Genomic DNA, 24,602 nt, shown 5'->3' on the forward strand with positions numbered 1-24,602 from the left:
GACAAATCAGTTGAAGAAATCCCATCTCCAGTCACAGGTACTGTAAAAAATATCCTTGTATCAGAAGGAACAGTTGCTAATGTTGGTGATGTATTAGTAGAAATCGATGCTCCAGGACACAACAGTGCACCAGCTGCTAGTTCTGCAGCGCCAACTGCAGCGCCAGAAAAAGTTGAAACTTCTGGCTCAGCAAGTGTCGTTGAAGCTGCTGATCCAAACAAACGTGTATTAGCAATGCCTTCTGTCCGTCAATTTGCTCGTGAAAAAGATGTCGACATCACACAAGTAACTGCAACTGGCAAAGGTGGCCGCGTGACAAAAGAAGACATTGAGAACTTCCTATCTGGTGGCGGAGCTTCAGCAACTGCAGAAGCAGCAGCTCCAGCAAAAGAAGAAGCACAAGCACCAGCAGCTGAAAGCAAACCAGCAGCACCAGCTAAAGCCTTCAAGTCTAACTTGGGTGATTTAGAAGAACGTGTAGCATTAACTCCAACACGTAAAGCAATTGCGAAAGCAATGGTCAACAGCAAACATACAGCACCTCATGTAACATTGCATGATGAAGTAGAAGTAACAAATCTTTGGGATAATCGTAAGAAATTTAAAGAAGTTGCTGCTGCCAATGGTACAAAACTTACTTTCTTGCCATATGTTGTAAAAGCATTGACTGCTACAGTCAAAAAATTCCCTATCTTGAATGCTTCAATCGATGATGCAAAACAAGAAATTGTGTACAAAAACTACTACAATATCGGTATTGCTACGGATACGGATCATGGGTTATATGTACCAAATGTCAAAGATGCAGACCGCAAAGGAATGTTTGCTATCGCTGATGAAATCAACGAAAAAGCTAAACTTGCTCATGACGGCAAACTTTCTGCAGATGACATGCGCAATGGAACGATCACTATCAGTAACATTGGTTCTGTAGGTGGTGGCTGGTTCACACCAGTAATCAACTACCCTGAAGTAGCTATCTTGGGTGTTGGTACAATCGCGCAACAACCAATCGTCAATGCTGAGGGCGAAATCGTTGTCGGCCGCGTAATGAAACTTTCATTGAGCTTTGACCACCGAATTGTTGATGGTGCAACAGCGCAACAAGCAATGAATAATATCAAACGTCTATTAGCTGATCCAGAGCTATTAATGATGGAAGGATGATTAACAAATGGTAGTTGGAGATTTTGCTGTTGAATTAGATACAGTTGTAATCGGTGCGGGACCTGGCGGCTATGTAGCTGCCATCCGCGCAGCGGAAATGGGACAAAAAGTTGCGATCATTGAAAGAGAATACATTGGCGGTGTTTGTTTAAACGTTGGTTGTATCCCTTCAAAAGCATTGATTGCAGCAGGACATCATTACCAAGAATCACTAGATTCGACAATGTTTGGTGTAACAAGCGAAAACGTATCTCTTGATTTTGCTAAAACACAAGAATGGAAAGACAACAAAGTTGTGAAAACATTGACTTCAGGTGTTGGCTTCCTATTGAAAAAACACAAAGTTGAAACAATTGAAGGGGAAGCTTTCTTTGTTGATGATCACACATTACGTGTGATTCATCCTGATTCAGCTCAAACTTATTCTTTCAATAATGCAATCATCGCGACAGGTTCTCGCCCAATTGAAATCCCTGGTTTCAAATTCGGTGGACGTGTGCTTGATTCTACTGGCGGATTGGCATTGAAAGAAGTGCCTAAAAAATTCGTTGTTATCGGTGGCGGTGTCATCGGCTCTGAACTTGGTGCTGCTTATGCAAACCTTGGAGCAGAAGTAACGATTCTTGAAGGTTCTCCTCAAATTTTGCCAACTTATGAAAAAGATATGGTTAAATTAGTTGAAGAAGACTTCGCTAAAAAAGGCGTAACGATCGTTACTAATGCAATGGCTAAAGAAGCTGTTGATAATGGCGATAGTGTAACGGTTAAATACGCTGTTGATGGCAAAGAAGAATCAGTGACAGCTGACTATGTGATGGTTACAGTTGGTCGACGTCCGAATACAGATGACATGGGCTTAGAGCAAGCCGGTGTTGAAGTTGGCGAACGTGGATTAATCACAGTTGACAAACAAGGCCGTACGAACGTATCAAACATCTTTGCAATCGGAGATATCGTACCTGGTGCAGCACTTGCTCATAAAGCAAGTTATGAAGCAAAAATTGCTGCTGAAGCCATTTCTGGTAAAAAAGTTGCTGTTGATTATAAAGCAATGCCAGCGGTTGCCTTTACTGATCCAGAATTAGCTTCTGTCGGTATGACGATCAAAGATGCAAAAGATGCTGGAATTGAAGCGAAAGCTTACAAATTCCCATTCTCTGGAAATGGTCGTGCATTGTCTCTTGGTAAAACAGAAGGATTTATACGCTTAGTAACAACAGTAGAAGACAATGTGATCATCGGTGCGCAAATCGCTGGTTTAGGTGCAAGTGACATGGTTTCAGAATTGGCTCTTGCAATCGAATCAGGTATGAACGCAGAAGATATCGCGTTAACGATCCACCCACATCCATCTTTAGGTGAGATCACCATGGATGCTGCTGAGTTGGCATTAGGCTTACCAATCCATATTTAATGATAGAAGACTCGTTCATCCTTTCGATGAGCGAGTTTTTTTATGTGATCAAGTATCAGTGAATGGCATAAAATACTGACGGTTGCCTACTTGATTGCTGTAGCAAATCTGTCTGAATTATGCTATATTAAGTTGCTATCTAAAACGGATGAAGGCGGGGATTGTATGCGTAAACAATTGGGTGGGAAAACGATTCGTCTCTATTATACAAGTCTGCAATTTCTTTATTGGATGATGTTTTGTTCAATTTATGGATTTGCCACATTATTTCTGATTTATTTTAAGATCGATCCAGCAAAAATCGGTGGGATCTTAGCACTTATCAATATTTTTTCAGCCGCGCTTCAGCCTTTCATCAGTCAAGTGATCATTAAAAGAAAAAGGATTCCCTTGATTGCTGTCCTAAAAGGGATGACACTGAGCCTGATTATCGCTCTTCTAGTAGGGTTATTACTGCCAGCACTGACGATTATCAGTTTTATCATTGGTGCAATCGTGCTAGTTTCCATGCAGTCATTTATCAATGCTCTTGCATTTGAGTATGTGAACACCGGCTATGGGATTAATTTTGGTTTTTCGAGAGCAGGCGGTTCACTAGGATATGCCGCAACCTCTTTCTTATTAGGGCAGTTGTTGGCGAGCTATTCTGCTGCGCTTCTCCCAATAATGGCATTAGTAGAAGCAGGACTGTTTTTTGTCCTCTTACTTTTGCTGCCCACAGTGAAGACAAGGGTTCTGCCGTTGAAGATAGAAGAGAAGCATTCGGGTGGGTTAGGAAAAAAATATCCTTTTTTACTTTTGTTATTTATAGGATTCAGCTTTCTGTTCAGCTTTCACACAATGATCAATAGCTTCTTGGCACAGATTTTTGCTTCGATCGGAGGCGGCAGCAAAGAAATAGGAATTTCATTAATGATTGCTGCATTATGCGAGTTGCCAGGAATGATATTCTTCGAACATTTGGTCAAAAGAAAGTCCAGCAAGTTTTGGCTTTTGTTTTCTAGTATCGCATTTGCAGTCAGAGGAGTAATGATGTTGCTTATCAGCACGATTGTTATGATGGAAATGACACACCTATTGCAGGGCTTTAGTTTTGCTTTATTTATCCCAGCGTCTGCTTATCTCTTCAATCACGTATTGGCAGATGAAGATCGGGTATTTGGACAAACGCTGATCATTATTTCGACGACATTAGGCGGTGTGCTGGGGAATATCTTAGGCGGCAGCCTTTTACAGAACTTCGGTGTCTGGCAGATGTTATTGTGCGGCACGTGCTTTGCTTTGATTGGAGCGTTATTAACGCTATGGGGGATCCGTAAGCTGCCAAAGGCCTCTGCTGTTTCCGATCTTTCCGAATAGCAGACAAGGAATGACAAAAATAGCTAGAGCAATGTTCAAAAATGATAACGAAAAAGAGTGGCGATGATTGTTCGCCACTCTTTTTCGTTAAAGTGAATCAGCCTAGCCGGGTTATTTCTTTTCTAAAACAGCGATGAATTCCCGCATATAATCGGGCAGGTCAGGTGGTCTACGGCTTGAAACGATATGACCGTCGGTGATAACTGGTGTATCCACCCAAGTAGCTCCGGCGTTTGTCATATCGTCTTTTATGCCAGGGGTGCTAGTCACTTTTCTTCCTTGCAATATATTCGCGGAAATCAAGACCCAGCCGGCATGACATATTTGACCAATGACTTTTTCTTCTTTGTCCATTGCTTGAACAAAAGAAATGACTTGTGGGAATCGGCGCAGTTTATCCGGTGCCCAACCGCCAGGGACTAAGATGGCATCATAATCAGCCACATGGATGTCGTCAAAAGCAAACGCGGATTCTGCAGGAACTCCGTATTTTCCTTTATAGCTTTTATGGGCTTCTTCGCCAACTAAATCCACTTGAGCGCCTTCTTCTCGCAAACGGTGAACAGGGTACCAAAGCTCTAAATCCTCGAAATCATTGTCGACTAACGCGATGATTTTTTTATTTTCTAAGCGCAAATGAAATCCTCCTTTATTCTTGCTATTCTTACTGTAACATCAAGGAAAAGGAAACACCAAAAGAATGCTTTTCAAGAAAGACGACTAGCATTTATCTGTAAAGTTTAGCCGCAAGAGTAAAAAAAGCAGTCGTTAAAGAAAATAGAAGATCAATGAAGGGATAGTTCTAGCAGTGTAAGCGTTGTAACGAATAATAAATTAGGTCATAATCAAAGTAACCAATAAGTCTTAGCAAGCCTTAACAAGTCTGAACAGATCTGAACAAGACTGAATAGGAGCGTGAAAATAGGGAACCTTTTGAAAAAGCTAGACAATCTATTTACCAGAATGTACGTCCATTGGAACTTGCACGCTGGCAGATTCATTTTGAAGACGGTAGTCGGGAGAATGTTTTACAGATGTTAGAGGTCTATCAAAACGAGGATGGCGGCTTTGGTCACGGCTTAGAGCCAGACAATTGGAAACCCAACAGCACCCCGATTGCGGCGTGAGCTGCCTGCAGTATTTTATGAGAGATCAATTGCCTTGATGCTAAAAATCCTATAATACAGGGGATCTTGAGGTAGTTGTCCAGTGGGAAAGATTTTTCTGAAGGGAAATGGTGGAACCAAGTACCTCCGACTGCTTTTACCCCCATGCCATCTGGTGGGAGAGTCCTGTAGGTGTGCCGGCTAATAATCCCACCGTGAGTTTTGCTGGTATGATCATCCGCGTGGAAGCTACTGGTTTATCTCAACAAACGGAGGGAATCCTTCAAACCGCCATTGAAGCTTTCTCAATGAGACAACGATGATAGGCATACATTAGTCGTTTAATTGGAAATACTAAACTATTGTAAAAAAACACATGATCAACCTCTTTTGGAGAACATAAATTTTCAAGAAGTGTTGTTCCAACAAATTCGTCAAACCGTCTCGAAAGACCCAGAAGAATGGTTCACTTCTTACACCAGCAAACCATCGGACTTTTTTTCTCGAAAGAACAAATGCTCACCATTTTTGATAAAGAACTTTGTCAGCAAGAAGCCGCTAAAATCTCAGAGAACCAGCTAGAAGATGGTTCTTTCCCTATTCCATGGCAATGGGGCACAGAATATACAAAGTTTTATATCAGCGTGAATTGGTGGAAATCCGTTCAGATCATCAAGAATTTTTTATTTTTGCATGCTTTTTCAAAATAATTTGAAGCTTCTCATTGCAGTTTGATTTAGAAGGCGGTACTTTGAAAGTAAAGGAGGGACTAGTATGGTCGATGAAAAAAAGAAAGATTTCAATAAGATGCTCCATGAGACGAAAGGAATGCCGAAAATCAAGCAAATCATAGATGAAAAGAGTATTGAGAAATATGGGGGAAAGAGAATGCTTTTGGCTCCTCCAGTGGATTACAATCAAATCATGGGGCGTATCCCATTAGGCCAAGTGATGACGATTAGTAAGATTCGCGAGTATCTGGCAGAAAGGTATGGCGCCGATTTCACAGATCCAATCACCGCGGGTATTTTTGTTTCCATCGCAGCATGGGCTAGTGAACAAAGAAAAACAGATAAAATTCCTTTCTGGCGGACATTAAAAGCGAATGGGGAGTTAAATCCTAAGTATCCAGGCGGAATCGAGAAACAAAAAAGCGCTTTGGAAAACGAGGGACATACGATCCTTATTAAGGGAAGAAAAAACCTACGCTATTATGTTAAAGACTTTACTGAAGTTCTAGCACAACTATCTAAATGAACCAACGTGGAATGAGTTAAGGTATCTCGTATTTTAGTTAGAGCTAGGACTAAGCTCGATTAAGTCTGTAAAAGGCGATATAGCCTAGGCATCATGGGGTCTTCTTCAAAACATTCGTTCATTTTTTTTAAATAGGGGGTGCATCTCTCATTGAGAGCTGTTCTCTTTTATTTTGCGACAGAGTCTCTGACCAATTTGTATTTTTATGGTACACTGAATAGGACGAATAGGGGTGATTAAAATGCGTGATTATCAATATCCTCTAGATCTGGACTGGTCAACAGATGAAATGGTTATTGTAATGAATCTATGGGATCGCTTAGAACAAGCCTACGAGAAAGGGATCCCGGCAGCGGAGTTTTTAGAAGCTTATCAGCAGTTTAAGAAAGTTGTGCCAAGTATTGGGGAAGAGCGCCGTTTAGGCAGAGATTTCGAAGACTTGAGCGGATACTCATTGTATCGAACGGTTCAAGCGGCTAAGACGACAAGCGGTAAACTGAAAATGAAGGAGTAGAAAGCAACCATGCAAGAAATCGTTAGTGAAATCCATAGCTGGATGATTGCAGCAGGGGAAAAAATCAAAGAAAACCTAAATAAAGAGTCTCTGATCGTTGAAACAAAATCAGGTCGGAAAGATTTGGTGACTGAACTGGATAAGGCGACGCAGGATTTTCTAATTGAGAAGATTCAAGCCTTTGACCCAGAAGCAAAAATTCTAGGGGAAGAAAATGGTTTAGATCGACTTTCAGATTTTAGTGGACGAGTATTTATCATTGATCCTATTGACGGAACCATGAATTTCGTGTTGGAAAAAGAGAATTTCTGTATCATGATTGCTGTATATGAAGAAGGCCAAGGACGTTTTGGCTTTGTTTATAATGTCATGAAAAATGAATTTCTTTGGGGTGGTCCGGAAATTGGGGTCTTTTGCAACGGAAAAAAAATCGATCCGCCGAAAGATATCGCTTTAGAGGAAGGATTGATCGGATTAAATGCGCCCATGTTGATGCATAATCGTCATCATGAAGTCGAAATGAGTGAACGGGCACTAGGTGTACGGATGACCGGTTGTGCGGGCATCGAATTGATTGCGCTGGTCTTAGGTCAGCGCGCAGGCTATATTTCCAACCTAGCGCCATGGGACTATGCCCCTGGCGGTATCTTAATGGAAACATTAGGTTTGAAGATGGCGAATATCACCGGAGAGGAACTTGCTCTAGATGGTCGGGAATTGTTTATTGGTGGCACACCAACAGCATTTCAAGAATTATTGACGATCGCAAATCAATAAATGACGAGCAGATATCTACGGGTATCTGTTTTTTTCTGTAAAAATGAAAACTTTGCACTATATTTCAGAAAGAAATTCTGGTATAATGGCTTGTCGAGTGCAATGTCACCAAAAAAGGAGTTTATAAATTGAATATTAGAAATGATATCCGCAACGTCGCTATTATTGCCCACGTTGACCACGGAAAAACTACATTAGTTGATGAATTATTGAAACAATCCCAAACGTTAGATAGCCATACCCAATTACAAGAACGGGCGATGGATTCAAATGCGATCGAGAAAGAACGTGGTATCACGATCTTAGCAAAAAATACGGCCGTTGAATACAATGGCACAAAAATCAACATCATGGATACCCCAGGACACGCGGACTTCGGTGGAGAAGTGGAACGAATCATGAAAATGGTCGACGGTGTTGTCTTAGTTGTTGATGCGTATGAAGGAACGATGCCGCAAACACGTTTTGTTTTGAAAAAAGCGTTGGAACAACATTTAGTGCCAATCGTTGTTGTAAACAAAATTGATAAACCATCTGCTCGTCCAGAACACGTTGTCGATGAAGTGTTGGAATTATTTATTGAATTAGGGGCAGATGACGACCAATTAGATTTCCCAGTCATTTACGCTTCTGCAATCAACGGTACATCTAGTGCATCAGACGATCCAGCTGATCAGCAAAAAACGATGGCGCCATTGTTCGATACGATCATTGAACACATTCCAGCACCAATCGACAACAGTGACGAACCTTTGCAATTCCAAGTATCATTGCTTGATTATAATGATTATGTTGGACGTATCGGAATTGGCCGTGTCTTCCGCGGATCAATCAAAGTCGGCGACCAAGTTGCATTGATGAAATTAAATGGAGAAGTCAAAAAATTCCGTGTAACGAAACTTTTCGGTTTCTTTGGTTTGAAACGTTTAGAGATCCAAGAAGCCAAAGCCGGTGATTTGATCGCGGTTTCCGGAATGGAAGATATCTTCGTTGGTGAAACAGTGACACCAATTGATCACCAAGATTCATTACCTGTGCTGCATATTGATGAACCAACATTGCAAATGACATTCATCGTGAACAATTCTCCTTTTGCTGGTCGTGAAGGAAAATTCGTTACAGCACGTAAAATCGAAGAGCGCTTGATGGCTCAATTGCAAACAGACGTGTCATTGCGTGTTGATCCAATTGGACCTGACTCATGGATCGTTTCTGGCCGTGGAGAACTTCATTTGTCGATCTTGATCGAAAATATGCGTCGTGAAGGCTTTGAATTGCAAGTTTCTCGTCCAGAAGTCATTGAACGTGAAATTGATGGCGTGAAATGTGAACCATTTGAACGTGTTCAAATCGATACACCGGAAGAATACATGGGATCAGTCATCGAATCATTGGGCATGCGTAAAGCAGAAATGCAAGACATGATCAATACAGGAAATGGACAAGTGCGGATCATTTTCTTGGCACCTGCTCGAGGATTGATCGGTTATACGACAGAATTCTTATCTATGACTCGCGGTTACGGCATCATGCACCACACCTTCGATCAATATTTGCCAATGATCCAAGGTCAAATCGGTGGTCGTCATCAAGGCGCACTGGTTTCTATCGATACAGGTAAAGCAACGACTTACTCGATCATGAGTATTGAAGAACGGGGAACTGTTTTTGTTGAACCAGGTACCGAAGTATACGAAGGAATGATCATTGGTGAAAACTCTCGTGACAAAGACTTAACCGTTAATATCACGAAAGCAAAACAAATGACTAACGTTCGTTCAGCAAACAAAGACCAAACATCCGTTATCAAGAAACCTCGCATTCTTTCTTTGGAAGAATCATTGGAATTCTTGAACGATGATGAATACTGTGAAGTAACCCCAGAAAGCATTCGTTTGAGAAAACAAATCTTGAACAAGAGCGAACGGGAAAAATCACAGAAAAAGAAAAACAGCTGATAAATAAAACACCTAAGGAAGTCTAAGACTTCTCGTGTAGATGATTTTCCGAAGGATAGAAAAGGAATTGCTCTTGTGGTGCAGCGGCTCTTCGCCGCAGAGCCTAAAAGCAATCAGCCGATTCTATCCTTCGGATGTTTTTTGTTCAAAATGTTGGCGAAGAGCCATCATCGAAATAAACAGCGCTTGCAATTTCAGTGATTCCTTTTTAAAATGAGAAAAGCAAGTACAAAGGAGAAACCTATGAAAAATTATCCTGTTAAGAAGAATCTGGAACTTGAGGTCGATATTTTAGATCTTTCCCATGAAGGAAACGGCATCGCCAAAGTCGATGGCTATTTACTTTTTATTGAAAACACATTACCCGGCGAACGTGCGTTAGTCAAAGTGTTGAAAGTTGGCAACAAATTCGGTTTTGCCAAAGTGATGAAACTGTTACAAACGAGTCCAGATCGTCAAGAACTGCCTAATGAAGATTTGTTGCGAACCGGTATCGCACCTTTGAGTCATTTGAAGTACGAAAAGCAATTGGCATTCAAACAACAACAAGTAGAGAATGTTTTAGCAAAAGTCGCGAAAATGCCGCAAGTTGAGGTATTGCCTACGATCGGCATGGAACAACCTTTTGGCTACCGTAACAAAGCGCAAATTCCCGTTCAAAAAATCAAAGGGCAGTTGACTACTGGTTTTTACCGCAAAAATAGTCATACCTTGGTGCCAATCGAAGATTTCTATATCCAAGATCCGGCGATCGATCAAGCGATCGTAACCGTGCGGAACATTTTGCAGCGTTTTAACGTCAAAGCCTACAACGAAGAAGCTCACGAAGGCTTTTTACGACACGTTGTGATCCGTCGCGGACACCACTCAGGAGAAATGATGGTCGTTTTAGTCACACGAAAAGCGAAGTTTTTCAAAGGAGAAGAGATTGCTGAAGTCATTCATGAAGAGCTTCCTGAAGTAGTATCGGTGATCCAAAATATCAATGAAGAAAAAACCAATGTCATCATGGGTGATGTAGAGAAAGTCCTTTATGGAAAAGCTTCGATTGATGACCAATTGTTCGATAAGACGTTCCAAATCTCTGCCAAATCTTTCTACCAAGTCAATACGGCCCAAACAGAAGTGCTGTATCAAAAAGCGTTTGAATTAGCAGATCTACAGCCGGATGACATTGTCGTGGATGCATATGCCGGAATCGGAACCATCGGAATCAGTTTAGCTGATCGTGTCCAAGAAGTTCTCGGAATGGAAGTTGTTGCTGAAGCGGTCGAAGATGCCAAAGCAAATGCTGCGAGAAATGGCTTAGAAAATGTTCATTACTTTGTAGGCAAAGCGGAGAAGATTATGCCTCAATGGTTACGTGAAGGCATTCAGCCAACTGTTGTCTTTGTCGATCCGCCAAGAAAAGGTCTAGAAGCTAGCTTTATCGAGACAACAGCTGCGGTTAAGCCAGAGCGCATTGTCTATATTTCTTGCAACCCAGCCACACTAGCACGTGATCTAGCGCTATTTGCAGAAGAAGGCTATGTGACAAAACAAGTCCAGCCAGTTGATCTATTCCCACAAACCACTCATGTTGAGTGTGTTGTCTTGATGTCAAGGGTGGAGAAATAGGACTTTTCAAAGCGCTGATAAATAAAGGGTTTCCTAACATTGAACTTTTCTCACGGCTACTTTGCCGAGGATGTTAATGTCGAGAAACCCTTATTTATATTCTTTGAGGAAACATATCTACCGCAAAAATGTTCGTAAGGTTGTGGAGACAGATTAGATAACTTCATGAGGTTGTGGAGATAGGATAGATGAAACATTCCCTACTTTCGAAATGAAGGGCTATTCTTATCCCAATATTTAAGATATACATATCATAATATTTGAGTTGAAAAAGTAATTACATTTCAAGTGTAAATAGTCATTCCTATAGACTGATTTTCTTGGTATTATAAAAAGAAAAAGCAGGTGTGGATATGGAAAGTGAAGATAAAGTACAAAAACAGCCTATGGACTTTTATAATATGTCAGATTTTTTGTAGGTAGTTTGAACTTTAAAGAAGATGATCTTGTCTACGAGATAGGTACTGGAAAAGGTCATTTAACGGAATCTTTAGCAAAACGAACGAAAAAAGTTATCTCTATAGAGAAAGATAAGTATTTAACTGAAAAAGCGAAAAAGAAGTTAAAAACGTACGCCAATGTGCGAGTATACCACGTGGATGTTTTGAAATACTCGTTTCCCAATAAAGATATACAATATCGGGTGTTTGGAAATATTCCATTTAACATTAGTACCGACATAGTGAGGAAAGTTGATTTTCATAGTCGTGCATATCAAATTGATTTGATTGTTGAGTATGGTTTTGCTTTGCGACTGATGGATACATCAAGATTACTTGGGGCTCTTTTGTTGCCGGAGGTAGAAGTCCATATACTAAAAAAGATTCCGAATTATTATTTTCATCCTAAACCAAATGTTCAATGTGCATTGGTTCGTTTGGTACGGAGATCAAATCGTTTCAGTAAAAAAGAAATAGAGGAATATAAAAAATTTATTGAAGCGTGGATATCGGGGAATATTCATTTGATATTTACAAAAAATCAATTGAGAAGATCGTTAGCGAAAGCTGGAATTACTACAGAAAAGCAAATAAATTATTCTCAAGCTCTCTCTCTTTTTAAAAGCTATAGATTATTTAAAGGATGATGTAGTCGTCAAACTATATTAAAGAAATAAAAACTAAAGATTAAAGGTAGAATGATAAATTTATTTACTAACTATACTTTTAGTTTAAAAGAGTGAGTTCATTGTTAAGGAATGCTGATGAATCAAAAATCAGCATTTCATGTCAAGAGGATAATAGGGATAGGGGATATCTATACTCTATCCCTATTTTAATGTTTCAGAAAATTACATTGTTGAGAATGGTTTATCAGTTTTAAAAGTGATAGAATCAAAAAAGGCAATGTCTAGTGTTAAGGCTTGTTTCATTCATTAACCATATGATAATTTCTTGCATTTATATATTATCTGTCTGTTTTCTATAAAATCAGATTTGTTTGTTACTATCTGTTATTCTTGATGTAAACTTTACCACATTTTTCCATCATTTGTTGAGTCATAAAAAATAATTAAAAGCTAGTGAATGTGTTCCCTCTTATCGATAATATCAAGAAATAAATTAAATTATAGTTTACTGAAAATTAATGCCAACTGGGGTTTGAAGTAACGTATTTCCCTTAGTCGGCTATTTTTTACGATTAATTAGCTCAGAAATCAATTGGAGAGCGTAAATGTAAAAATAATGGATGAATAGGTCTCAGTCTCGTCAAAAAATATTGTTGACAATAAGTCTAATTAGACTATAATGTTTATATGATATTCGTCTAATTAGACTATGATCATTTTTATAACTCAAGAAAATTGAACGAAGCAGTCAATTAACTGAGTATCTCCACAATATTTATTGAAGCTTGGAAGTATTTCTTCGTAAATAGCCAATAGAAAGAAAGGATGAAGAAAATGATGAAATCATTTTTAATGATAGGACAATCTAATATGGCAGGGCGAGGGTTCATCCAGGATGTACCTCCCATTTATAATGAAAAAATTAAAATGTTGCGTAATGGAAGATGGCAAATGATGACGGAACCCATTAATTATGATCGCCCTGTTTCTGGAATCAGTCTAGCTGGTTCCTTTGCAGATGCATGGTGTCATGAAAATCCAGAAGAGACGATTGGCTTAATTCCTTGTGCGGAAGGTGGCAGTACGCTGGATGAGTGGCATGTAGATCAGGCTCTTTTTAGACATGCTATAACAGAAGCAAAATTTGCTATGGAGAATAGTGAATTAACAGGAATTCTTTGGCACCAAGGAGAAAGCGATAGTATGAATGGGAAGTATAAAGTCTATTACCAAAAATTACTTTCAATTATGAAGGCTTTTAGAGAGGAATTAAATGCCCCCAATATACCGATCATTATTGGTGGCTTAGGAGATTTTCTAGGTAAAGAGGGGTTCGGAAAAAATTGTACAGAATATAATTTCATCAATCAAGAATTGCAAAAATTTGCTTTCGAACAAGATAATTGTTACTTTGTCACAGCAGAAGGTTTAACATCTAATCCTGATGGTATTCATATCGATGCAATTTCACAAAGAAAATTTGGCTTACGATATTTTGCAGCTTTCTCTAATAGGCAGCATATATTAAATCCATTAAATAATGAAAATGAATGGACCAAGCTTCATAATGAACGACCACATACCCAAACGGAAAAGATATATATGGCAAGTCTGGAATTGGCGTTAGGCAAAATTTCCTATTCTCAATTTGAAACACATCTGAAACAAATCTCTAAGGGGTAAGGTGTAGCATAATAGTATATGAGTTCGAGGTGTGAGGAGGGCATTTTTTTGATTCCACTACTAATTTTAGGTCTATTAAAGCAAAAACCGGGTTCCTATGGGTACGAATTATTAGCTTTAATGGAGGATCGTCACTATAAATATATCGTAAACTATACAAAAGGATCCTTCTATTATAATCTGCAACAATTAGAAGAAAAGCAATATATTAAAAAAATTGATCAACTGGATGACACGAGAGAAAAGCATAATTATATCATTACAGAACGAGGAAACAAAGAATTCGAAAAATTAATGGTAAAGTATGGATCTAAGACCGATTATATCAATTTCTCTTTTTATGCAGCGATGTTATTTGCTAACGAATATAAAAAAGAGGAATTTATAAAGCTAATAAAAATACAAATTGAACAAACGAAAAAGAAAATTTTTTTATTAGATCAAACACTTCAACATAATGAAGCTATCCCTACTTATTTTAAAAAGATGTTGGAAAATTCCCGTTCTCATCATGTCGTAAACGTGCAATGGTTTGAAGAATTATTAAAGGATACTACTAGTGAAAGCACATCTAAATAATCGAACACACCCCAGAAAGAAGACATCTAGCTATTATGAAGCTTGAGGAGGATTTGTTTTGCTGAGGTCTATCGTTATCAAAGAAATTGAAAGCAAATGGACAGAATCTATCTTTCTAAAGAGAATGAAGGGAAAAGGGATAGTTGGTATATAGCATTTTTAAATATCAAAAGGAAAGATGCCATGAGGATATTAGAGCGTCCATTCGAGAAAACGGATTTTTATCAGAGCGAAAAGCATGTTATATGATATTTATTGATCTGCTCCAACGGACGACGCTCTCCTAAAAAAGCCATCGTATACTGCTATGTTTCCTAGGATGTAAAGAATAAATCTTCTTCTTTTTTGGACTGCAGAGAAATAAAAAGGCTACTCGGCATTCTGGCTGAAAGCTTCGGTAGAAATATGGGAATTAAATCAGTTTGAAACTTTGCAACAAAATCTTATAAAAATTTGAAAGCGGGAGTACACATGATTACCTTAAAATCTAAAAGAGAAATTGAGTTGATGGCTGAATCTGGATCGTTATTAGCCGATGTTCATATCCATCTACGAGATTTTATCAAGCCGGGAATTACTAGCTGGGACATTGAAGTTTTTGTGCGTCAATACATCGAAAGTCATGGAGGTATTGCTGCCCAAATTGGATTTGAAGGTTATAAGTATGCTACATGTATCAGTGTGAACGACGAAATTTGTCACGGATTTCCTAAAAAACAAGTCTTAAAGTCAGGTGATTTGGTTAAAGTTGACATGTGTGTCAATTTAAATGGCGCGATCTCGGACTCTTGTTGGGCTTATGTAGTAGGTGCAAGCACACCGGAAGTTGACAATTTGATGGCGGTAACTAAAAAAGCTCTTTATCTTGGAATCGAGCAAGCACAGGTTGGTAATCGGACTGGGGATATTGGTCATGCGATACAAGCTTATGTAGAAGCACAAGGGTACAGCGTCGTACGAGATTTTATTGCTCATGGAATTGGACCTAGTATCCATGAGGAACCTTTCTTTGCTCATTATGGGACACCTGGGAAAGGGGTTCGTCTGAGAGAGGGAATGGTCATCACGATTGAACCCATGGTGAATGTAGGTGATGGGCAAGTAAAGATGATGTCTAATGGATGGGAAGCAAGAACTCTAGATGGCAGTTTAAGTTGTCAATATGAGCATAGCTTGGCAATCACTAAAGCTGGGCCGTTAATTCTAACATCTCAAGGAGAAGAAGGAACTTATTAAACGAAATATATGATTTATAAATCGGCATTAATGGATAAGGATAGAAAAGTATTTTTATTTTAGCGGCAACCGGTGCTCCTTTTCTTTTATCCAATAAATCGCATGAAAAGAACGATTTTTCGTAATTTCATACGACTTTTTCTAGGGACTTATGTCACAGCTCCTTTGCGCAGACAGTACGATTGGTAGATATGTTCCCGTCTACCGATAGCCCCAAAAACGCAGTAGATATGTTTCCGAGAACGGGCAGGTTCGAATGACATTCATTCTGTCCTCTCAAGCCATGTGGAATGTGTGGTCTTGTTGACCAAGTAAGATTAAACAAATATCAGAACGACTCAGGAAATATCCTGAGTCGTTCTTTTTAAGTAGATGAACAAAAGCTAGCGATTACGAGAAGAAGGCGCATTTTAATGTAATAAACTAAACGCGACAACTTAATCTTGATAATAAGCAATAGGTTGCATATAATATAGGTAACCTATTATCTATTGTGAAAGGGAAATGCTGATGAAGGCCCCAGAAAATCCTAGACATCTATTATTTGGTGGAACATTTATTCTAGCGAACAAACTCCAATTTGCAGGAGACAAATCTGTCACTGGATTAACCACGAAACAATGGTTTTTACTAATGAATCTTAGAGAACTTTCTAAAGTGAGTGTACCTAGTGTCAATGAATTAGCGAGTACGATGAATACATCAAGACAAAATATTGCCAAGATGCTCGACACAATGGAAAAAGAAGGACTTGTATCAGTTAGTCAAAGTGCCCAAGATAAGCGAGTCAAAGAAGTTTTTATAACAAAAAAAGGACAACAATTGGCAAAACAAAGTGAAAAAGAAAGTCAAGATTTTCGAGATAAAGTTTTTACAGGAATAACAGACAATGAATTGGCAATTGCTTCTCAAGTCACACTAAAGATGATAGAGAATCTGGAACGCATAATCAAGGAGATGGATCATGATGAAAGATAACCTAGCGGTTGTATACTTTTCTAAACATGGGATGACAGAAAAATATGCCAGATGGATTGCAGAAGAGTTGAACGCAGCACTTATCGACGGGAAAAAAGTCAAAGACGTAGAATTGCGTAAATATTCATTTGTCATTTTTGGCGGTCCTATTTATGCTGGGAAAATCACTGGTGTTGATTTACTGAAACGAAACCTTTTCGATCATCTGGTTGTATTTACAGTTGGTCTGAGCGATCCCGTCGGTACGGATTATGCTGATTTAGATAAGAGTCTTCAAAAATTAAAAAGCATTCCCGAAGGTATTTTTCATTTTCGAGGCGGAATCGATTATACACAATTAAGCATGGCAAATAAACTGCTGTTAAAAGTGATAATAAACTCGTTAAATAAGTACCTGATGCTGAACTTACTTCGGAAAACAAAGCATTGATCGAAACATATGGACAGACGGTCGATTTTAGTGATAGAACCGCTATTGAACCGTTGGTAGCTTATGTAAGAAAGTTAGTTGAGAAGGAAAGTTAAACTGATAAAGTCATACACTTAATGAGGTGGATGATTCATCTTACATGTGGATTGAATGGATTGTTAAAGACGTCTCTGCAAAAGAGTCGTCTTTTTGTTTTCAAAGGCAAACCAATTTAATCAAAATTGGTAACTTCTGAAGTAGATGATTGATTCATTCTCCATTTTACTTTCAAACAGGGAAATAGTAAACTTGAGGAAAATCAATGCGATAGTTTTTCACTCACCGTTCAAGACATTCGGTTGAAAAAATAACAAAAATCCTGCAAAACGAATGCTTATCGGGTTTTCTTCGAACAGGATTGACCAGAGAAACAAGGAGAGTTGCTAGAGACGTGCTACTAAGTTTTTTTACAGGAAATCCAGTTTATATTTGCTTGCAGTCTAATTTAGGCAGAGGAGAAGGCTATGGATAAACTTTATTTGGAAGACATAGAAGAGATTATCGCACATCGATACGACAATGGCGCCGATTACTGGACGACTGAGGACCGAAAATTATTGAAAGGGGCTCCGTTTACCACGTTAGAAAGTCCAATGTACTTACTTGAACTGGGAGTGTCTCCCCAGGATGCGATCCTAACAGAAACAGCGGAGCTGATTTTCAGCACTTGGAGAGAAGATGGTCGTTTCAAAACTTCCCCATCTGGTGGGCTGTATCCTTGCCATACGGCGTTAGCCCTAAGGAACCTGTGTGTTCTCGGTTATGCGGAAGATCAACGGCTTCTTAAGACCTTCGACTATTTTATTTCCACACAGCAAGAAGATCGGGGTTGGAAATGCAACAAGTATAGCTTTGGTCGAGGACCTGAAACGGAGCATTCTACACCGATGACGACTTTAACGTTATTAGATGCCTTTCGCTATAGTCCATTCGGAAAGAATCAAGCGGTTATCCATCCTGCGATCGAGTTTCTGTTGACGCATTGGAGACTGAAAAAGCCAATCAGTCCTTGTCATTATGGCATTGGCACGCTGTTCATGCAGACGGAATATCCTTTTAGGGGATATAATCTCTTTTATTATCTGTATGTTTTATCCTTTTACCCTTATGCGAAACGAGATGAGCGCTTTTTGGAAGCGTTACACCAATTTGAAACAAAATTAGTAGAGGGCAAAGTCATTGTAGAACGTGTTGTGCCGAAGTTAGGAAAGATGAATTTTTGTAAAAAGGGACAGGCCAGTCAATTAGCAACGAAACGTTATCAAGAAATATTAACCAACTTAGCATAGCATTTTTGGCAATTCAGCAGAACAGGAGGCAAGAAAATGACAGAAACTTGTTTGACACTTCGTCCATTGACCAATGAGATCGAACTAGTCGATCGCTGGTTAAGAAAAGAGTATATCAAGAAATGGCTTGGTTCGGCAGAAGATTGGTTGACGGAAATCAGAAATGAAACAGGAGAATTTGATTATATCCATCATTTTATCGTCCTTCTTGATGATAAGCCCATCGGATTCTGCCAATATTACGTGTGTGAAAAGACCGTTAAAAAGTACCCATGGGAACATGAGCCGGCTGGAACATTTGGCATTGATTATTTCATTGGGGAAGAGACGTATCTCAAAAAAGGATTTGGAAATATGTTGATCAAAGCACTCGTCATCCATATCATGAGCCATGAACAGGCTCGTCGAATCATTGCAGATCCAGTGCCAGAAAATCAAGTTTCAATCGCTGTGTTGGAAAAAACGGCTTTGAATTGGATGAAGGAACTGGGCTTTATTTCAAAGATCTTTCAGAATGAATGTTGAAAAGCTAGGCAGTTACGAAAACTATGCTTTTTATCTAAGAAGTAAATAGGTGTGTTGAAGTGGACTAGAGACGAAAAGAACTTTTCTTTAAAAGTGTTCTTGGTGCAGAAACGAAAGTGAACCTGGTAAAGGAGTCAGAAGAATGGATCGATATGTTGCTTTATTAAGGGGAATCAATGTCGGCGGGAAAAATAAGTTGAGTATGTCTGAATTAAAAGAAGAATTAAAGAAAGACGAATTTACAGATGTTGTCACTTATCTAAACAGTGGCAATGTTATCTTTTCCAGTAACAGAGAGGACCCACAGATTTTAGCCAATAAAATGAGAACAAGGATCAAGCTCGGCTTTGAGTTAGACATTCCCATTCATGTGATTTTACAAGCCGAACTAAAAGAATTATTAGCAAATGCTCCTGAATGGTGGGGAGATGAGAACAAAGAAATTTATGACAACGTCATATTTATGATGAAGCCATTGTCTTTTGAAGTTTTACTGACTGAGATTGGTGAACCAAAAGCGGACTTTGAAAGAGTGTATCCTTATAAAGACATTGTCTTTTGGTCCTTTATTCGCAAAGAACATCAAAAAACAAATTGGTGGGCAAAGACCGCAAAGCCAAAGGTAAAGGATCAACTGACCATCCGAACAGCCAATACTGTAAGAAAAATTGTTGACATGTGATCAAAGAAAGTCCTGTCAATTATTGGCTGATTCCGCTCTTAAACTCATTGTGAAAGGTTTAGGTAGTGTTCTCTAATTACTGGGTTTTATTGGTCATAAATTGACTTTGAGTGTCGCTTTTTTCAAAGCATGGAAGAAATCAATTGAATGCAAAACTATTCTGAAAATTTTAATTCTCCGAAGAAGGAGCCTTGTAATCTATTTTTAATGGATTTATGCTTATTCTTGAAAGGAGAATGATGATGAAAAAAGCAGAATTGCATGAGTTGATTACGAGTACCCAGCCAAATATTTGTCAAATTGTTGCTTACAAGAACCACGAAGAAGTCTATTCAGATGAATGGAATCATTATCAGAGAAATGATACTTGCCATGTAATGTCGGCGACAAAAAGCGTAGTATCGTTGTTGATCGGAATCGCCATCGATCAGGGAAAAATTTATAGTATTGAAGATAAAGTCCTTGATTATTTTCCTGATTATAGCGTGAAACGAGGAGAAAAAACGATCTATGACGTGACCATCAAACACTTACTCACCATGCAGGCACCTTATAAAGGAAAAGGAGATCCTTGGACAAAAGTCTGTACTAGCCAAGATTGGACGAAAGCTTCTTTAGACTTTTTGGGTGGAAGAAAAGGGTTGACGAATCAATTTGATTATCGAACAGTTTGTCTGCATATTTTGACTGGTTTATTATGCCAAGCAACAAAAATGACCACGGTTGATTTTGCAAACAGCTATTTATTTGAACCCATCGGCGTTAGTCGACATCACAATTACCATGCCGAAACAGCAGCAGAACACAAGCAGTTCACTATCGGAAAAGAGCCAAAGGAGCCGGTTTGGTTTTGTGATCCATTGGGTGTTGGTACAGCTGGTTATGGTTTGTGCTTGTCAGCCAGCGATATGGCGAAAATTGGCGAACTCTGCTTGAACCAAGGCCGACACAAAGGAAAACAAATTGTCTCTGCTGAATGGATCGCAGAAATGAGTACACCAACGCAGCCAGCTCTAATCCAATTTCAGCAGATGCACTATGGGTATTTATGGTGGATACTAGACCCAAAGCAGAATGTCTATTCAGCAATTGGCAATAGCGGCAATGTCATTTACGTTGATTCGAAAAACAAACTGGTTATTGCTGTAACCGCGTATTTCAAACCTACGGTCCTTGATCGGGTCGACTTTGTAGAAACGTATGTGAAGCCATTTGTCCTGACAGAAATAGTCTGAGCCCTTCACTTATTGAAGGGACGAATGGAAAGGAGCGGCGACTGCGTTCCATGAGAATCTTCTTAAAAGAACGTTGAACGAATGAGCATTTCTTGGACAGATACCAACACAAATTAACGATAACGGAGGAACTCTATGGTCAAGGCAACGATTCGTGCCAGTATTGATCAGGATATCCAAAAGATATGGCAAATTGTCACCAATCTTCAGGACTATTCCTGGCGAAGTGATTTAAGTAAAATTGAGGTGATCAATGAAAGGCAGTTTATCGAATACACAAAAAGCGGGTATCCCACAACATTTACGATTATCGACAAAGAGCCTTTCACGTTGTATTCATTTACGATGGAAAACACAAATATGCGAGGGCGTTGGCAAGGAAAATTCACCAAATCAGGTGCTCAGACAGATATGATCTTTACGGAAGAGGTAACGCTGAAGAAGTTTTATTTGAAACCATTTGCTAAAAGATATTTGAAGAAGCAACAGGAGAAATATCTCGCAGATTTGACAGCAATCCTAAAAAGAGAGAAAGAAGTTACGGAAAAATCCCATTGAAATGTATTTCGTTGCTGGCTGCCAACCGCAGCAGACTGCAGCACATCAAGCATAGAACAGACAAGAAAATGACTTGAGACAATCACAAAAGAAAAAGTTTTAAAGGAGTTGACCAATGTTTACTTTCGAGAGAGTGACTGACGCAAATGAACAGGAAGCTGTTTCCATCTATTTAAATAATCAGTCGTACTTTTCTTTAACGGATGATGTGGCTTCCTTGCAGTTATTAAAACAAGATATGGTAGATAAGCCTGAATCAGTAAAGAAAGAAAATAAACGCTTTTTTTAGTTAGAAAGGATACAAAGCCGGTGGCGATCCTTGACTACTTAGTTGACTATCCAGAAGAGCAAACCGCTTATATTGGATTATTGCTGATCAATGAAAAGAGGCAAGGACACGGGAAAGCAATCGTTCATAAATTAGAAGAAATTCTTCTTTCTGAAGGGATGACGAAACTAGCCTTGGCCGTTTTATTGAATAATCAACCAGCGGGTAAATTTTGGCGATCGTTAGGTTTTCGGCCCACTAAAGAAACCATTGCTCAAATGAATCAAAAGAAAGTCAAGGTTCTTTCTTACGAAAAAATTTTTGTTCACCCAAGATCAAGGAACTAGCGAGTCTATTTTCAATAAGCAAAACGTCAGTTGACTCTCTACTTGAGATAAGGGTCAAGATGCAATGAGGAGGGGTATCATGTATTTTTGCACACCACGTTGTTTTATCCGTGATTTTAGGATCGAAGATATCCCAACAGTTATGACCTATAGAAATGATTTAGAGTGGATGAAGTACCAAGGTTTCAAAAACAGGGAAAAAGCTGCGTATATCAAAGAACTGCTGCATACAAAAAGTTTTTCTGAAGGCAAAAATTTAGCAGTTGTGCACACTTTAGATGAACGGCTGATCGGTGATATCTATTTAAAAAATGAAGCAGATTTTTTCTGGATCGGTTACACGATCCATCCTCATGAGTCTCAAAAAGGATATGGCTCAGAAGTGATTCAAGCGACGATACAGTGGCTGTTTGATCAAGGTGTTCAATCAGTAAAAGCAGAGGTAGCGCCTGGAAATCTAGCTTCGATAAAACTTTTAGAAAAACTAAATTTTTCGTTAGTCAAAACGGAAGAAGACGCACTCTATCAGTTGCATCGCCTTGACTACCCACAACAGAAAAATAGGATAAAACAGGAACAGTGAATCAGAAAGTTCTCTTCAAACAATAAAAATCTTTTTACCTTGTTAAGAAGCCTAGGCTAACTTGGTAAAAAGATTTTTTTTGACGAATCCGCTTCACGTCTCTTTGACAAAAGAGTTGGTAAGTGCTCCTAATTTGGTGATGGTTCGAGCAAAGATTACGCTTTTCTATTTTCTCCATTTATTTAATGCGGGCATCATTCGCTCAAATACGGGGAATAAGATCAAATAAAACAGGAAGTTTCCGCTAGCATGAAACAAATCAAATACGAAGCCTTGAAGATAATAGGCTGTAAAAGAAGGAAACTGATAAAGCCAGACTTCCATCATAGAAACGATCAAACCGTATAGAATACCACAAATGAACGCTAGAAGTGCTTGGATTAAGCGGCTTTGCTTTATGAGAGATATTTTTCCTCCCAGATGAAAAAAAGTAATCATAGCAGCCAGTGCTACAAATTGGCTGATCGTCCAAGGCCCCATCCCTAAATAGATATTTGTACCAAGCAAACTCAATAAAGCAACGATCAAAGCATCAGACAAACTGCCTGCCAGGGCTAATAAAAATAAAATAGCACTCATGGGCTGAACGTTGGGGATCCAGACAAAAAATAAGCGTCCAACGATACAAGACGCAGTAAGGAGTGCTAATAGAGAAATTTTTTGAACGGAAAATATATGGCTATGAGGCTGGAACATCGAAATCGCCGTCTTTCTAATTGATAATCATTCTCATTATACATGAAAAAAAATAAATTTCAAGATTGAAAAACACATTATGTAGTGTGATAATGAATTCCGGACACAATATGTTGAGTATGGGAAGGTGGCACAAAAAATGAAATACAGTAAACAAACGATAAGCAAGCTAAACGAGGACATTCATATGTTCCCAGAAGTCTCAGCAATCACTACTGAGATGACGAACACATTTGAAGGAATTTCTCGCTTGATCATGCTCGATCGCTATTCTTTCAAGGATCAAAACCACCAAACATTAGATAAGGGTGATTTGGTTATTTTAACCACAAAAGAAGATCCTCAATATCCTGCTCGAGGCATCGGATGGGTAAAGTCTATTGATGACGACATGGTCTCCATAGAGGTTGAAGAAGAGTATCGCTCAGCTATAGAAAATACTGCTGAACAAGTTAATGGTCTTGTCAAACGACGGAAAAATGAGATCGAAAAACCACTGGAACTTTATTTCGAACAAATCGCTCGCCGAGTCGCTAGAGGGATTTCCGATAAAGAGTTAGAGCAGGAGTTGTTTCTTGAGCAGTTTTATCAGCAGATTGCCGAACAAAATCTGATTCCGGCAGGTCGAGTACTTTATGGCGCTGGTACTAATTCTCAAGTTACCTATTTCAATTGCTTTGTGATGCCTTTCATTCACGACTCTCGTAAAGGAATCGCTGTACACAGACAAGAAGTGATGGAGATTATGAGTCGGGGCGGAGGAGTTGGTACTAATGGTTCAACCTTACGGCCAAAAGCTTGTGTGGTCCATGGTGTCAGCGGGCGATCCTCTGGTGCCGTCTCTTGGTTGAATGACTTAGCCAATTTGACGAATCTGGTCGAGCAAGGGGGAAGTCGTCGCGGCGCACAGATGATCATGATGGCTGACTGGCATCCAGACATTTTGGCGTTCATTATTTCTAAAATCCAGAATCCTGCAGTATTGCTGCAGTTAAACAAAACATTGAAAAATGACACTATCAAACAGTTAATCAATGAAAAACTTCATTTTGATCCTTTGTCAAAAATGGAAAAAAAAATGTATACCCATATTGCTCAGCTTCCAGAATCATCAGATACCGAGCAAAATGAAATGATCAAGACAGCAAAAGAAAAGCTACGGCATGGAGGAAGTTATACGGTTAAAAAAAGCGACTTCCTGACTGGAGCGAATATTTCTGTTTGTTTGACAGAAGA

At 39.1% G+C, this 24,602-nt stretch carries 26 protein-coding genes; 24 read left to right on the top strand and 2 right to left on the bottom strand.

Going from position 1 to position 24,602, the window contains the following annotated elements; translation table 11 throughout:
* The 3 genes from AB5Z52_RS09470 to AB5Z52_RS09480 form a co-directional block, all read left to right on the top strand.
* A partial coding sequence (locus AB5Z52_RS09470) for a 2-oxo acid dehydrogenase subunit E2 (RefSeq protein ID WP_239468240.1) occupies positions 1-1,167 on the top strand: 1,167 nt, incomplete at its 5' end.
* 7 nt (positions 1,168-1,174) lie between these two features.
* Entirely contained in the window at positions 1,175-2,581 is a 1,407-nt protein-coding gene (gene lpdA / locus AB5Z52_RS09475; protein WP_003127217.1) for a dihydrolipoyl dehydrogenase, read from the top strand.
* Positions 2,582-2,746: 165 nt separating this feature from the next.
* Entirely contained in the window at positions 2,747-3,940 is a 1,194-nt protein-coding gene (locus AB5Z52_RS09480; RefSeq protein ID WP_288551524.1) for an MFS transporter, read from the top strand.
* Between the two features lie 111 nt (positions 3,941-4,051).
* Here the strand turns inward: AB5Z52_RS09480 and AB5Z52_RS09485 are convergent, their stop codons facing one another.
* On the bottom strand, positions 4,052-4,576 hold the full coding sequence (locus AB5Z52_RS09485) for a type 1 glutamine amidotransferase domain-containing protein (RefSeq protein ID WP_003127221.1): 525 nt from the start codon (positions 4,574-4,576) through the stop codon (positions 4,052-4,054).
* A gap of 931 nt (positions 4,577-5,507) precedes the next feature.
* Here AB5Z52_RS09485 and AB5Z52_RS09490 point away from each other — a divergent pair.
* From AB5Z52_RS09490 to AB5Z52_RS09585, 20 genes are all read left to right on the top strand, one after another.
* Entirely contained in the window at positions 5,508-5,756 is a 249-nt protein-coding gene (locus AB5Z52_RS09490) for a hypothetical protein (protein WP_003127224.1), read from the top strand.
* Positions 5,757-5,820: 64 nt separating this feature from the next.
* Entirely contained in the window at positions 5,821-6,303 is a 483-nt protein-coding gene (locus tag AB5Z52_RS09495) for an MGMT family protein (protein ID WP_003127225.1), read from the top strand.
* Between the two features lie 241 nt (positions 6,304-6,544).
* Positions 6,545-6,817: a UPF0223 family protein gene (locus tag AB5Z52_RS09500; protein ID WP_029486895.1), complete on the top strand. Its 273-nt coding sequence runs from the start codon at positions 6,545-6,547 to the stop codon at positions 6,815-6,817.
* Between the two features lie 9 nt (positions 6,818-6,826).
* Positions 6,827-7,594: an inositol monophosphatase family protein gene (locus AB5Z52_RS09505; RefSeq protein WP_003127227.1), complete on the top strand. Its 768-nt coding sequence runs from the start codon at positions 6,827-6,829 to the stop codon at positions 7,592-7,594.
* A 128-nt stretch (positions 7,595-7,722) separates the two neighbouring features.
* On the top strand, positions 7,723-9,552 hold the full coding sequence (gene typA, locus AB5Z52_RS09510) for a translational GTPase TypA (protein ID WP_003127228.1): 1,830 nt from the start codon (positions 7,723-7,725) through the stop codon (positions 9,550-9,552).
* Positions 9,553-9,795: 243 nt separating this feature from the next.
* Positions 9,796-11,169: a 23S rRNA (uracil(1939)-C(5))-methyltransferase RlmD gene (gene rlmD / locus AB5Z52_RS09515; RefSeq protein ID WP_288551523.1), complete on the top strand. Its 1,374-nt coding sequence runs from the start codon at positions 9,796-9,798 to the stop codon at positions 11,167-11,169.
* A 424-nt stretch (positions 11,170-11,593) separates the two neighbouring features.
* Entirely contained in the window at positions 11,594-12,256 is a 663-nt protein-coding gene (locus tag AB5Z52_RS09520) for an rRNA adenine N(6)-methyltransferase family protein (protein WP_005472531.1), read from the top strand.
* 819 nt (positions 12,257-13,075) lie between these two features.
* On the top strand, positions 13,076-13,921 hold the full coding sequence (locus AB5Z52_RS09525; RefSeq protein ID WP_227173559.1) for a sialate O-acetylesterase: 846 nt from the start codon (positions 13,076-13,078) through the stop codon (positions 13,919-13,921).
* 48 nt (positions 13,922-13,969) lie between these two features.
* Positions 13,970-14,500, top strand: coding sequence for a PadR family transcriptional regulator (locus AB5Z52_RS09530; protein ID WP_003127233.1), 531 nt, complete (start codon positions 13,970-13,972; stop codon positions 14,498-14,500).
* A gap of 471 nt (positions 14,501-14,971) precedes the next feature.
* A complete protein-coding gene (gene map / locus AB5Z52_RS09535) occupies positions 14,972-15,736 on the top strand; it encodes a type I methionyl aminopeptidase (RefSeq protein ID WP_003127235.1) in 765 nt (254 codons plus the stop codon).
* 510 nt (positions 15,737-16,246) lie between these two features.
* Positions 16,247-16,714 (top strand): MarR family winged helix-turn-helix transcriptional regulator, encoded by a 468-nt coding sequence (locus AB5Z52_RS09540; protein ID WP_227173549.1) that lies wholly within the window; start codon positions 16,247-16,249, stop codon positions 16,712-16,714.
* Positions 16,701-17,144, top strand: a complete 444-nt coding sequence (locus AB5Z52_RS09545; RefSeq protein WP_227173551.1) for a flavodoxin domain-containing protein — start codon at positions 16,701-16,703, stop codon at positions 17,142-17,144. Before AB5Z52_RS09540 ends, AB5Z52_RS09545 begins: the two co-directional genes overlap by 14 nt.
* A gap of 503 nt (positions 17,145-17,647) precedes the next feature.
* Positions 17,648-18,472: a prenyltransferase gene (locus AB5Z52_RS09550; RefSeq protein WP_003127239.1), complete on the top strand. Its 825-nt coding sequence runs from the start codon at positions 17,648-17,650 to the stop codon at positions 18,470-18,472.
* Between the two features lie 36 nt (positions 18,473-18,508).
* Positions 18,509-18,997, top strand: a complete 489-nt coding sequence (locus AB5Z52_RS09555; protein ID WP_086269217.1) for a GNAT family N-acetyltransferase — start codon at positions 18,509-18,511, stop codon at positions 18,995-18,997.
* 142 nt (positions 18,998-19,139) lie between these two features.
* Complete coding sequence (locus AB5Z52_RS09560; RefSeq protein WP_003127242.1) at positions 19,140-19,679, top strand: DUF1697 domain-containing protein; 540 nt, start codon at positions 19,140-19,142, stop codon at positions 19,677-19,679.
* Positions 19,680-19,921: 242 nt separating this feature from the next.
* Positions 19,922-20,914, top strand: a complete 993-nt coding sequence (locus tag AB5Z52_RS09565) for a serine hydrolase (protein WP_005472538.1) — start codon at positions 19,922-19,924, stop codon at positions 20,912-20,914.
* A 135-nt stretch (positions 20,915-21,049) separates the two neighbouring features.
* Positions 21,050-21,472 (top strand): SRPBCC family protein, encoded by a 423-nt coding sequence (locus tag AB5Z52_RS09570; RefSeq protein ID WP_003127244.1) that lies wholly within the window; start codon positions 21,050-21,052, stop codon positions 21,470-21,472.
* Between the two features lie 115 nt (positions 21,473-21,587).
* Positions 21,588-21,761: a hypothetical protein gene (locus AB5Z52_RS09575; RefSeq protein ID WP_160805677.1), complete on the top strand. Its 174-nt coding sequence runs from the start codon at positions 21,588-21,590 to the stop codon at positions 21,759-21,761.
* A gap of 20 nt (positions 21,762-21,781) precedes the next feature.
* Entirely contained in the window at positions 21,782-22,087 is a 306-nt protein-coding gene (locus AB5Z52_RS09580) for an N-acetyltransferase (RefSeq protein WP_021150935.1), read from the top strand.
* A 79-nt stretch (positions 22,088-22,166) separates the two neighbouring features.
* A complete protein-coding gene (locus AB5Z52_RS09585; RefSeq protein ID WP_042620402.1) occupies positions 22,167-22,670 on the top strand; it encodes a GNAT family N-acetyltransferase in 504 nt (167 codons plus the stop codon).
* A 165-nt stretch (positions 22,671-22,835) separates the two neighbouring features.
* On the opposite strand, the gene AB5Z52_RS09590 is transcribed toward AB5Z52_RS09585, so the two are convergent.
* Positions 22,836-23,366: a hypothetical protein gene (locus AB5Z52_RS09590; protein ID WP_003127248.1), complete on the bottom strand. Its 531-nt coding sequence runs from the start codon at positions 23,364-23,366 to the stop codon at positions 22,836-22,838.
* A gap of 139 nt (positions 23,367-23,505) precedes the next feature.
* Here AB5Z52_RS09590 and AB5Z52_RS09595 point away from each other — a divergent pair.
* Positions 23,506-24,602, top strand: a 1,097-nt coding sequence (locus AB5Z52_RS09595) for a ribonucleotide reductase N-terminal alpha domain-containing protein (RefSeq protein WP_368266892.1), incomplete at its 3' end; no start/stop codon positions are given.

This window comes from Enterococcus sp. RTP21361st1_A6_RTP21361_211029, from assembly GCF_040910045.1.
GTDB lineage: Bacteria > Bacillota > Bacilli > Lactobacillales > Enterococcaceae > Enterococcus_D > Enterococcus_D gallinarum.